The organism is Phenylobacterium sp., assembly GCF_044372605.1.
In the GTDB taxonomy this organism is placed as follows: domain Bacteria; phylum Pseudomonadota; class Alphaproteobacteria; order Caulobacterales; family Caulobacteraceae; genus Phenylobacterium.
This window is the reverse complement of sequence record NZ_JBILRO010000098.1, coordinates 1-10,962: the sequence shown is the minus strand read 5'-3', so window position 1 is coordinate 10,962 and position 10,962 is coordinate 1. Positions and strand designations below refer to the sequence as shown.

The following is a 10,962-nucleotide window of genomic DNA, read 5'->3' as shown; positions in this document are numbered from 1 at the left end:
CAGATCCTGGATTTCGATCTCGGCGTCGGGGAAACCCTCCTTGAGGACGGCTTCGAGGGCGGTATGGGTCATGGGCATGGGGCACGTTTAGGCGGTTGGGGGCGGGGGCTCAAGGTTCCTCGATTTTCTCACGTGTCATCCCGGTTTTGGCTCAGCCAAAGACCGGGATCCATATGCACGGGACGGCGGACACATCATGCAACCGCGCCGCCGCGCACGGGTCGCAGGCGCGGGGTCTATGGGTCCCGGTCTTCGCCCATGGCGAAACCGGGATGACACCCCGTGGGAACTTGACCCTCAATCAATGATTGCGGAGTAGACCAGGCTCTTGAGCTGGCCGCGGAAATTGAAGGTGCCCGACGGCATCAACTGGGTCATGAACACCATCGTCAGGTCTTCTTTCGGATCGACCCAGAAGATCGTCGAGGCCGCGCCGCCCCAGTAGTAGTCGCCGGTTCCCAGGCCGCCGGTGGCCACCTGATCCATGGTCGAGGCAAAGCCCAGGCCGAAGCCCACGCCCTCGTTGGCGGTTTCGGAGAAGCCGCCGATGGCCACCTGGGTGAGGTCCTTGCCGCCGGGCAGGTGGTTCATGTGCATGATCTCCAGGGTGCGTGGCCCCAGGATACGATGTCCGTCCAGTTCGCCGCCGCGACGCAGCATCTCGCAGAAGCGCATGTAGTCGGCGGTGGTGCCGGTGAGGCCGCCGCCGCCCGACTTGAAGGCCGGTTCCTTGATGAAGCTGCTGGTGGCCGGATCATCCAGCAATTTCAGCTTCTTGTCGGGACCGCGCTCATAGTTGGCGGCGAAGCGGTCCTGTTTGTCGGCGGCCACGTAGAAGGCGGTGTCGACCATGCCCAGCGGGCCGAAGATCACGTCCTGAAGGTACTGGGCCAGCGGCTTGCCGGAGATGATCTCCACCAGCGCGCCGCAGACATCGGTCGCCAGCGAGTACATCCAGGCCTGGCCCGGCTGGTAGCGCAGGGGCACTTGGGCCAGCTTGTCCATGAACTCCATCATGGTGTCGGTGGTGCCCGACGAGCGGATGCGCAGGGTGCGGTAGATATTGTCGATGGGGTGCTGGACGCCCACGCCCGGCAGACCGCCGCCATAGGTGAGCCCGGCCATGTGCGACAGCACATCGCGGAAGGTGATCGGCCGGCCCGGCGCCTCGGTGATCATGTCGGCGCCTTCGCCCGAGACCCACACGCGGTGGTTCTTCCAGGACGGCACATAGCGGCTGACCGGGTCGTTGAGCTGGAAATAGCCCTGCTCATAGAGGGTCATGAGCGCCACCGAGGTGATCGGCTTGGTCATGGAATAGATGCGGTAGATGGTGTCGTCGCGGGTGGGCTTGTTGCGCTCGATGTCCATCATGCCGAAGGACTTCAGATAGGCGATGTGGCCATGGCGGGCGACGGCCACCTGGCAGCCGGCGATCTTGGCCGGACCGATATAGTTGCGCTCGATATGGTCGGTGATGCGTTCCAGCCGGCCTGCGTCCAGCCCCGTCCACTGTGATTGCGCGTCCATCGTCTCTCTCCGGGGTAGGGTTTTTGGTTGTTAGACGGCATCATGGACGCTGAACGGCGGGATCGCCAAGAGGGAAGAGACACGATGAAAGACCTGGAAGCCCTGGCCGCCGAGATCGGCGCGCTGCTGAAAGACCGCGGCGAGAAGATCGCCATCGCCGAGAGCTCCTCGGGCGGGCTGATCTCGGCGGCCCTGCTGAGCGTGCCCGGCGCCAGCGCCTACTATCTGGGCGGGGCGGTGGTCTATACGCCCAAGGCCCGGGTGCTCCTGACCGATATCCCGCGCGAGGCCCTGGAGGGGATGCGCTCGGCCAGTGAGCCCTATGCCATGCTGCTGGCGCGCAATCAGGTGGAGCGCTACGGCGCGACCTGGGGGCTTTCGGAGACCGGGGCGGCGGGGCCAACGGGCAATGGCTATGGCGATGCCGCCGGTCACACCTGTGTGGCGGTGGCCGGGCCGGTCGAGGCGGTGCTGACGATCGAGACAGGCGAAAGCGACCGCGGCGCCAATATGCGTGCGTTCGCAGCCGGCGCGCTGGAACTGCTGCGTCGGGCGATCGTGTCGGCGGGGTAGGGGACAGGCGCCAGGAAAAAAGGCGCCGGGGAACACGCAGCAGGCGCGGACGACGGCCGCGTCAGCCGGTGTCGGCGACCGGTGGCGCGGCGCCGGATGCCTTATGGCCAGGGTCATCATCTTCCTGATCCGGCGGATTGTCCGGCGCCTCAGGCAGATCGCGCCACCGGCTGGCGAGGTCCCCGGAGAGGCCCAGGATACGGCAGGCGCGCCGCACCTGGACGTCCAGATGTTCGGTGGTGAAGTCGGGCTCGACAAACCAGTCGTCGAGTTCGACGTCGAGGCGTTCGACGTAGTCCGCCCGGAGCGTGGCGTCGGATATCTCGGCATGGATCAGGCGCCCGACGGCGTCCTGAAGCTCGCCGAGGCGATCGAACTGGGCGTCTTCCTGGGCAAGCGCCCGCCCCATGGCGAGAAAGTCGGGGGTGGACGTCGGCGTGGTGCGGAGGCGGTGGACGACGGCGTCCTGCGCCAGCTTCGCCTTCAACGCCAGGGTCTGGCGCAGGCAGCGGGACGCGCGCTGGTAGGACCGGCTGAGATCGGCGACCTCGTCCGCCTCGGTGGCAGCGAGGAGCTGGGCGTGGACGTGCTTGGCCGCGCTGAGATCCATCTCAGCCAGCTCGGCCAGCATGTCGGCGCCTCGATCGGGGGTGGTCGCGGTCATGTTGCGCAGTGGACCACGGAGGTACGTCAGGATCGGACGTAGCATTCGGGCGGGCTGTCGAAATGGAGCAATACCGCAGAAAACGCAGAGTGGCGCAGAAGGCGCCGGTGAGGCGCGGTGGAATTACGGTGACAGTTGCAATAACCCCTTAATCTCAGGCGGTGCGCCAGGCGTTGGAAATTTAGGGGTTATTGCAACTGTCACCGTAATTCGAGCGAGGCCAATGGACAGCACATAGGCGTCGACGACACCCGGCCTTTGCGGTTGCAACGCGTTGATCGCATCGGAAAGTTTTTTGTGCTGTGCCAAATACCAGTTCGCTGACCGGTTCTGTTCCGCAAACCAACCGTTTTTTGCGGCTTCAACAGTGTTGAATTTCCGTTGCTGGCTAAAGGCGGAGCTGGTCACGAGCAGCGAAAGCGCCACCGCTCCTACCTGGATCAAACGTAATCTGGATTGACGAAAAAACATACTTTTTGAATTAACTCAGAGCTGTAGTTGCTGCAACGGCAATTTTGTCGCGCAGGGTAAATTACGGTGATGGTTGCAATAACCCCTTAATCTCAGGCGGTGCGCCAAGCGTTGGAAGTTTAGGGGTTATTGCAACTGTCACCATAATTCCTTCCCGCCTCGTCGCCCTCCACCCTCGTCGCCTTCAGCGCCTGCAGCGCCCGTTCTCTCGCAAAGCCATGCTCGACGATGGGGTGCGGATAGGTCTGGCCCAGGGTTATGCCGGCGGCGCGCAGGATCAGGGGATCGGCGGTCCAGGGGCTGTGGATGACGGCGTCGGGGAGGCGGGCCAGTTCAGGGACCCAGCGGCGGACGTAGCGGCCGTCGGTGTCGAACTTTTCGCCCTGACCCATCGGGCTGAAGATGCGGAAGTAAGGGGCGGCGTCGGCGCCGGAGCCGGCGACCCATTGCCAGCTGGCGGCGTTGTTGGCGCGGTCGGCGTCGAGCAGGGTGTCCCAGAACCAGGCCTCGCCCTGTCGCCAGTCGATCAGCAGGTGTTTGACCAGGAAGGACGCCACGAGCATGCGGACGCGGTTGTGCATGAAGCCGGTGGTCCACAGTTCGCGCATGCCGGCGTCGACCATGGGATAGCCGGTCTGCCCCTTTGTCCAGGCGTCGAAGCCGGCCGGATCATCGCGCCAGGGGAAGGCGTCGAAGGCGGGCTTGAAGTTGCGGGTCTCGATCTGCGGGTTGTGGAACAGCAGGGAGTAGCTGAACTCGCGCCAGCCCAGTTCGGCCTTGAACTTGTCGGCCTGGCGGCCCAGCGCGGGCCGGGCGTCGATGGCGGTATCGACCGCGGCCCAGATCTGGCGTGGGCTGATTTCGCCGAAATGCAGGTGCGGCGACAGGCGCGAGACGGCTTCCGCGGCGGGGATGTTGCGGCCGTCGGTGTAGCGGGCGAGGCCGGTTTCCAGGAAGCTGGCCAGGCGGGCGTGCGCGCCGACTTCGCCCGGCGTCCAGAGGCTGAACCCGCCCGTCCAGTCCGGCTTTGTCGGCTGGAGGCCCCAGGTCTCCAGGCGCCGGCTGTCCGGCCAGATAGCGGGCGCGGTCAGGGCGTCAGGGGTCGGGTGAAGGGGGGTGAGGTCCAGGCTGCCCTGCGCGGCGCGCCAGAAGGGGGAGAAGACCTTGAACGGCTCGCCGCTCTTGTTGCGCACGGTCCAGGGCTCGGACAGCAGGGCGGAATTGAAGCTTCGGGCCGCCAGACCCTGGGCCTTCAGCCCGGCCTTCAGGGCCGCGTCGCGATCGGTGACGCCGGGGTCGTAGAGCCGGTTCCAGACGACCTCGGCCGCGCCGGTTTCGTTGACGACGGCCATGAGTTCGGTCGCCGCGTCGCCCCGACGCAGGATGAGGCGCGAGCCCAGGGTTTCGAGCGACGCGTTCAGCCGCGCGAGGGAGATGCCGAGCCACCACAGAGAGGCGGCGCCGGGTGCGCGCAGGCCCTCCGTCTCGTCCAGAATATAGAGCGGGATGACCGGTCGGCCGGTCTCGATAGCGTCGCTCAGGGCCGGATTGTCGCTGAGGCGCAGGTCGCGCCGGAACCAGACGATGACAGGTGCGGTCGGGTCTTTGTCGTTTGCCGGGTTCATCGCCGTAGGATGTCGCTGTGCGGGAAAGAGTGAAGGTTCATCGAGGGTGGCAGGGTCAGTGCCTGAAGCCGGTTCGGTGTAGTCGTGTCGAATGGCCAAGTCGACAAGCCCCGGCGGGACAGGGCGCCATCCGGGACTCTGCGCTGAACTGTCAGAGGCGAATCTGTACAGCGTGCTAGCCGTTTCTGTGGTCAGCCTGTAACGAGGGCCGTCGCGTCGCGACGCCTGTGAGGCTCGATTCCCCTGACCCCCGCCCGCCTTGTTGAGCCCCCGCCGCCCGAGACGACAGGGCGGGTCTGCTTCCTCTACATCGCCCAGGCCCACCAGGTGCTGCACAGCCTGTCGGTGGCGGTGTCCCTGGCGGCGTCTCGCCCGGACCTGCAGGTTGACGTCGCCGCGACAGATCCCGCCGTGCTTCGTCGCGCACGCGACATCGTGGAGGCGCTGGGCCCCTCGCGGATCAACTGGCGGCTGCTGGGGCCGGGCTGGCTGCGGGCGATCCGGATGCCTGAGGGCGGGCCGCCGAAGCTGCCGATGCTGGTGGCCAATGCGCGCGTGCTGGCGGCCTATGATGTGATTGTCGCCCCGGAGCGGACCACGGCGGCTCTGCGCAAGCTGGGGGTCAAGTCAAAGCTGGTCTACACACAGCATGGCGCCGGCGACCGGGAGGGGCCGTTCGAGGCGCGGCTGGGCGCCTTCGATCTGGTCTTCGCCGCCGGGCGCAAACAGCGCGACCGCATGATCCAGGAAGGTCTGGTGGCGCTGGGGAACTGCGCCATCGTCGGCTATCCCAAGTTTGATCTGGTGGACGCGCTCAAACCGGACCTGCCGCAGCTTTTTGCCGAGCAGCGGCCCACGGTGCTCTACAATCCGCACTTTCACGCAGGCCTGAGCTCCTGGCCGGTCTGGGGACGGCAGGTGCTTGACGCGTTCGCCGGCCAGACCCGCTACAACCTGATCTTCGCCCCCCATCTGCGCCTGTTCGGCAGCCGGCCGCCACGCGAGGTCCCGGAACTGGCCGCCTATCTGGGCAACCCTGCGATCCACATGGATCTGGGCGGATCGGTGGCGGCCATCGACATGACCTATCTGCGGATGGCCGATGTGTATCTGGGTGATGTGAGCAGCCAGATCTATGAGTTCCTGCGCCAGCCGCGACCTTGCGTCCTGCTGAACCCCAGGCATATCGAGTGGCGCGGTGACCCCAGCTATGGTCACTGGCGCTTCGGGCCGGTGGTGGAGGATATCCAGCAGCTTCTGCCGACGATTGCCGCGGCCCAGACCGGGCATCCGCAGGTCCGGCCGGTTCAGGTCGCCGGCTTCAACGAGACTTTCGAGAACCAGGGGGAACCGGCCTCATCGCGGGCAGCCCGCGCCATCGCCGGCCTGCTGGGGCCGTCACCGGTTGCGGAACCGACCGGTGATGCGGCGGTGGCCTGAAGTTCTCACAGTTCCCAGCCCTTGCGGTACTGCCGTGTCAGATACTGGTTGGCGTCGGCGTTGTTGGTGATGCGGCCGGCGGCGGCGTCGTACTCCAGCGGCGCATCCGCCTTCAGGGCGACGATACCCAGGACCATGGTCTCATTGAGCGGGACGGCATACTCGAAGGGGCAGGAGACTTTTTCGTCGCCGCGGATGGCGCGGATCCAGTTCTGCTCATGGCCGCCGATGCCGCCCTGGATGCGGGGCAGGGACCGGGGGATTTTGGCGGCGGCGGCGTCGAGACCTTCGCCGATCAGGGTGGGCTTCTGACCGTAGGTGTCGTGCATCAGCATGCCCTTTGAGCCCATGAAGAGGACGCCGCCGTCGGGGTTCATCTTCAGGTCAGCCGGGAAGTTCCGGGGCGTGGCCGGCAGGATGCCGCCGTCGTACCAGGTCAGGCGCAGCGGGCCGCCCTTCATCTTGCCGAACTCGTAGTGGGTGATGCTGGCCAGGGGGAAGCTGGTGATCTCGGGCGGGCGGCGCGTGCTCCAGAGACTGGAGGACCCGGCCCAGCGGGAGTGCCGGGTCTCGATGCGGGTGGGCAGGCCGGGCTCCAGGGCCCAGATGGGGAAGTCCAACAGGTGCGCGCCCATGTCGCCCAGGGCGCCCAGGCCGAAGGGCGTCCAGCCGCGCCAGTTGAAGTGGGCGTAGTCCGGGTGGTAGCCCCAGTCGACATTGGCGGGGCCCAGCCAGGCCTGCCAGTCGAGCCCCTCGGGGGCCGAGACAGGGGCGGGCTTTGCGACGCCCTGCGGCCATACGGGGCGATTGGTCCAGACGTGGACTTCCGTGACCTTGCCAATCACCCCGCCCCGGATGAGTTCGATGACGCGCCGGCCATCGTCGCCGGAGTGGCCCTGATTGCCCATCTGGGTGATCAGGTCGGGGTTCTGCCTGGCCAGGGCCAGCAGGCGGCGGCCTTCCTCGACCGTGTAGGTGAGGGGCTTCTGCACATAGACGTGGATGCCACGCTCCATGGCCATGCGGGCGGCGACGGCGTGGTGGTGGTCGGGTGTGGCGATCAGGACAGCGTCGATGTCTTTCCGGGTGTCGAACATCTTGCGGTAGTCGGAGAAAGCCGGGGCCCGGTCGTAGGCGTCGCGCAGGGCTTCGCGGCCTGGAAGCAGCCGAGAGCGCTTGTCCAGCATGCCGCGCCAGACGGCGTTGTAGTCGACGTCGCAGGTGGCCACGATGTTCTGGTCGGTCAGCTTGTTCATGTTGACCCCGCCCTGTCCGCCAGCGCCGATGACGGCGACATTGACCTTGTCGCTGGGGGAGAGCGGCCGCGCGGCGAAGGCCGGGGCGGCCAGTGTGGCGGCGCCTGCGCCCAGCAGGCCACGGCGCGTCAGGTGAGTGTGTGGTGTGGCCATGGTGCGTTTCCCGGCAGACGTCTGAGTTGCAGGGATTGGCAGCGCGTTTCGCCGCTTTGACAAGGGGTCAGGTGCGTTGCGGACGTGACGGCAGCGCCGCCAGGCATAGAGCATAGCCCAGGATACTGCTGGCCCCGCACTCGTCGATCCGGTTCAGGGTCAGCATGTGCGCACGTGCCTAGAGAAATGCCCGGACTTCGGTCAGGAAGTCCTCCAGCCGATCATGGTGCACCCAGTGACCGGCGCGGTCGAACTCTACCAGCCGGGCGTTCTGGAAGTGGGCTATGCGGCCGTCCTTCTCGGGGTTGGAGGCCCAGCTTTCCTTGCCGTTCACCAGCAGGATCGGGCAGGTGATGTTGGCCCAGAGCTGCTGCTGCTCGGCGGGGCTGAAGTCCACCGGGGAGAACGAGCGGGCGTAGTTGTCGAACTTCCAGCTATAGCTCCCATCTTCATTCTGGCTGACGCCGTGGACGGTGAGGTAGCGGGCCTGTTCGGGGGTCAGGTGCTTGTTCTCCGCCTGCATGCGAGCCAGCGCCTCGTCGATGGAGGCGTAGCGACGCGGGGTGCGGCCGGCCAGCGCGCGGGTTTCGGTCACCCAATGACGGATACGCTCCATCGGCGTGCGGTTGGCGCGCTCGGCGATCATGGCGGGGGAGGGGCCCAGTCCCTCGATCGCCACCAGTTTCGAGACGGTTTCGGGAAAGGCACCGGCGTAGCGCAGCGCGATGGCGCCGCCCATGGAGTGGGCGACGATGCGCACCGGCGCCAGATGCTGCTGGTGGATCAACTGGGCCAGATCATAGACGAAGGCCGACATGGAATAGTCGCCGCTGGGGGAATAGGCGCTGTCGCCGTGGCCGCGGATGTCGGGGGCGATGATGTGGTAGTCGCGGCGCAGATCCTGGGCCACCCAGTCCCAGTTGCGGCAATGGTCGCGTCCACCGTGCAGCAGGATCAGAGGCGGGGCGCCGGGGTTGCCCCAGTCGGCGTAGTGCAGCCTCAGGCGCTGCGAGATGAAGGTCTGCGACGTGGGGCCGATGAAGGGGTCGGGCATGGGATCCGGGGTCCGGAGGACTGGTGCCCTCCGGATACAGAACTCGCCCCATCAGGACCAGCCCGGCGTCAGCTTGCCCTAATGCCGCCCGGTTGCCGGTGGTTTGGCGACGGGTTACGCGACGGCGATTGGGGCGAGTGCGCGGACAGAGACGCAGGCCGGCCCCATGGACCGGCCTGCGACAAGATCTTGATCCGTCAGGCTGCTTTCAGGCCGGCACGTCGGCGGCGGAACAGCGAGCCGGCCAGACCGAAGCCAAAAATCATCATGGCCCAGGTCGCCGGCTCCGGCACAGCGCCTGCGGCGTTGAAGACTACAGCAGTGCCGCCGTCTGCGTTGGTGCCATTCCACACATACATGTTGAGGTTGTTGCCGATCGGCCCGATCTTTTGCTGACCATCTGTCCAGCCGCTCGTAATGGCGTTCGGGCCGCCACCGTAGAGATCCTGCATCGCCGTGAGGTCGAAGAACATCTGGATCGAGCCGCCAGCTTCGCCATTCCGGAACATACGGGTGGCATAGTCAAAGCCCACGTTGGCTCCAGTGAGGCTGGAATACGAGCCTGTTCCGCCCCGCGCGGTCCCGTCCGAGGTGTAAACTGCGAGGTTGCTCGGTCCAGCGCCGGTTGCGCCGTCGAAGTAGAAGACGAAGTCGTTCTTGTGCCCCCACTGACTTGAGGAGGCGCGACCATCAGTGGCTCCGAGCGCCGACGCGGGCTGGTAGGCATCGCCTTGCAAGCCGAAGATCACGAACGTCGATGCCAGGGTGCTGGCGGCACCATTCAGATCCAGTCCGATACCCAGGATTGTATTGCCATTTACAAAGGCGCCCGTCGATGAAGCGCCCGGTGCAAAGCCGACCGGTGTGCCTGCCTTGCTTACCTGCGTCCCGCCAGTGGGGGCGTTGTTGTTGAAGATGAAGGTCGACGTGTAGACATCGTAGCTACGGGTGGTGCTTCCCGAGCCCCAGAGGCCGACGGCCAGCGAGTTTCCACGAGAGTCCCAGCCGCCCCACGAGGAGCCGCCGTTGATGTCGACAGCCGCCTCGGAAGAGGCTGCGAACGAGAGCGCTAGCGCGGCCGTCGCAACGGCGGCGTATTTATGCAAAGACAAGGTATTGCTCCAAAGAGGAAAGCCCGACCGTACCGGGCTCCTGCACTGTACTTTTACAGAAAACAACCTCAACGCGATTCTCCTCTCAGGCGAGTTTTTTGGGCCACTCAGGGGATTAGAGCGCTATTCTGCGCCTCAAGGTTGCGTGACGCCTCGATGTCAGCGAAGAGGTCTTCACTAGAGCCTGTGCGTTTCAGATGGAATCATCTGAACCGGATAAACAGGCTTGTTTTCATGCATTTAGAGCGCGACGGGCGCTTGAACCGATATCCACTTCAAGCTGTGGCGCTACAGGCTCCGGACGCCGGGGCCATACTGCGGGACCAATCCTCGCCTTGCAGGCCTTGGCGGTAGCCGCACCTGCGGCACCCGGCCCGTCCTCTAGACCTGTTATCGCCTGGCCTGTCTCGGCGGCTTGGCGAAGGGCTCGACGTCGGCGGCGGTGACCGCGTTCTTGTAGTCGTTGCCAAAGTGGGTCCGGATATAGTTGGTCACGTCGGCGATCTGGGCCGCAGTCAGGCTGTCGCTGAAGTAGGGCATGCCGCCCTTGCCCTTGGCGATCAGGTAGATGGCGTACTGGGCGGTGCCGATGCGGGCATTGTCGGCTAGCGCCGGGAAAATGCCGGCGCCGACCGCGCCCTTGGCGTCGGCCATGTGGCAGACCTGGCAATAGGTCCGGTAGATGTCCGCGCCGTCCTTCGGGATCGGCGGGCGGCTGCCGCCGGGGCCGGGTTCGTCGGCCAGGGCGGGCAAGGCGAGGGTCGCCATCAGGGCGGCCAGGGTGAGACGGGTTCTCATGCTCAGGCCTCCATGGCGCGTTTGTGCAGGCGGGTGATGGCGTCGATGGCCGAGAGCAGCGAGCCCTCCATCCAGCAGCCGACATAGGAAGCGTGCTCCCCGGCCAGCACGATGCGGTCTTCGAGGGCGACGAGCTCCTGATAGTGCTCCTTGCGGGTGTCCTCGTTCCAGCGGGCGCAGCAGCCCATCACCCAGGGAATACGGTTCCAGGCTACCGAGACGCCGTTCATGAACTCCTTGCGGTAGGTCTTGGGGTGGAAGACCTCGCCCTGCGCCAGGGCGACCT

The 10,962-nt window shown here is 65.9% G+C and carries 10 protein-coding genes and 1 pseudogene; 2 read left to right on the top strand and 9 right to left on the bottom strand.

The window, feature by feature from the left end; translation table 11 throughout:
* Positions 1-297: 297 nt before the first annotated feature.
* Positions 298-1,530 carry a serine hydrolase domain-containing protein gene (locus ACIQ42_RS09750; RefSeq protein WP_397422006.1) on the bottom strand — a complete coding sequence of 411 codons (1,233 nt, stop codon included), beginning with the start codon at positions 1,528-1,530 and terminating at the stop codon, positions 298-300.
* Positions 1,531-1,614: 84 nt separating this feature from the next.
* Between ACIQ42_RS09750 and ACIQ42_RS09745 the strand changes: the two genes are divergently transcribed.
* The gene (locus ACIQ42_RS09745) at positions 1,615-2,103 is read left to right on the top strand and encodes a CinA family protein (RefSeq protein ID WP_397422005.1); all 489 of its coding nucleotides are present in this window, start codon (positions 1,615-1,617) and stop codon (positions 2,101-2,103) included.
* A 61-nt stretch (positions 2,104-2,164) separates the two neighbouring features.
* Here the strand turns inward: ACIQ42_RS09745 and ACIQ42_RS09740 are convergent, their stop codons facing one another.
* From ACIQ42_RS09740 to ACIQ42_RS09730, 3 genes are all read right to left on the bottom strand, one after another.
* Entirely contained in the window at positions 2,165-2,767 is a 603-nt protein-coding gene (locus ACIQ42_RS09740) for a hypothetical protein (RefSeq protein ID WP_397422004.1), read from the bottom strand.
* A gap of 123 nt (positions 2,768-2,890) precedes the next feature.
* Positions 2,891-3,193: a hypothetical protein gene (locus tag ACIQ42_RS09735; RefSeq protein ID WP_397422003.1), complete on the bottom strand. Its 303-nt coding sequence runs from the start codon at positions 3,191-3,193 to the stop codon at positions 2,891-2,893.
* Between the two features lie 164 nt (positions 3,194-3,357).
* On the bottom strand, positions 3,358-4,863 hold the full coding sequence (locus ACIQ42_RS09730) for a cryptochrome/photolyase family protein (RefSeq protein WP_397422002.1): 1,506 nt from the start codon (positions 4,861-4,863) through the stop codon (positions 3,358-3,360).
* A gap of 327 nt (positions 4,864-5,190) precedes the next feature.
* Here ACIQ42_RS09730 and ACIQ42_RS09725 point away from each other — a divergent pair, with 327 nt between their 5' ends.
* A complete protein-coding gene (locus ACIQ42_RS09725; protein WP_397422001.1) occupies positions 5,191-6,303 on the top strand; it encodes a glycerophosphotransferase in 1,113 nt (370 codons plus the stop codon).
* A gap of 5 nt (positions 6,304-6,308) precedes the next feature.
* Here ACIQ42_RS09725 and ACIQ42_RS09720 read toward each other — a convergent pair whose 3' ends face one another.
* From ACIQ42_RS09720 to ACIQ42_RS09700, 5 genes and pseudogenes are all read right to left on the bottom strand, one after another.
* A complete protein-coding gene (locus tag ACIQ42_RS09720; protein WP_397422000.1) occupies positions 6,309-7,712 on the bottom strand; it encodes a Gfo/Idh/MocA family protein in 1,404 nt (467 codons plus the stop codon).
* A gap of 178 nt (positions 7,713-7,890) precedes the next feature.
* A complete protein-coding gene (locus tag ACIQ42_RS09715; RefSeq protein WP_397421999.1) occupies positions 7,891-8,766 on the bottom strand; it encodes an alpha/beta fold hydrolase in 876 nt (291 codons plus the stop codon).
* 197 nt (positions 8,767-8,963) lie between these two features.
* Positions 8,964-9,878 carry a PEPxxWA-CTERM sorting domain-containing protein gene (locus ACIQ42_RS09710; protein ID WP_397421998.1) on the bottom strand — a complete coding sequence of 305 codons (915 nt, stop codon included), beginning with the start codon at positions 9,876-9,878 and terminating at the stop codon, positions 8,964-8,966.
* Between the two features lie 390 nt (positions 9,879-10,268).
* Complete coding sequence (locus ACIQ42_RS09705) at positions 10,269-10,676, bottom strand: c-type cytochrome (RefSeq protein ID WP_397421997.1); 408 nt, start codon at positions 10,674-10,676, stop codon at positions 10,269-10,271.
* Positions 10,677-10,678: 2 nt separating this feature from the next.
* Positions 10,679-10,962, bottom strand: a pseudogene (locus ACIQ42_RS09700) (flavin monoamine oxidase); the annotation flags it as partial.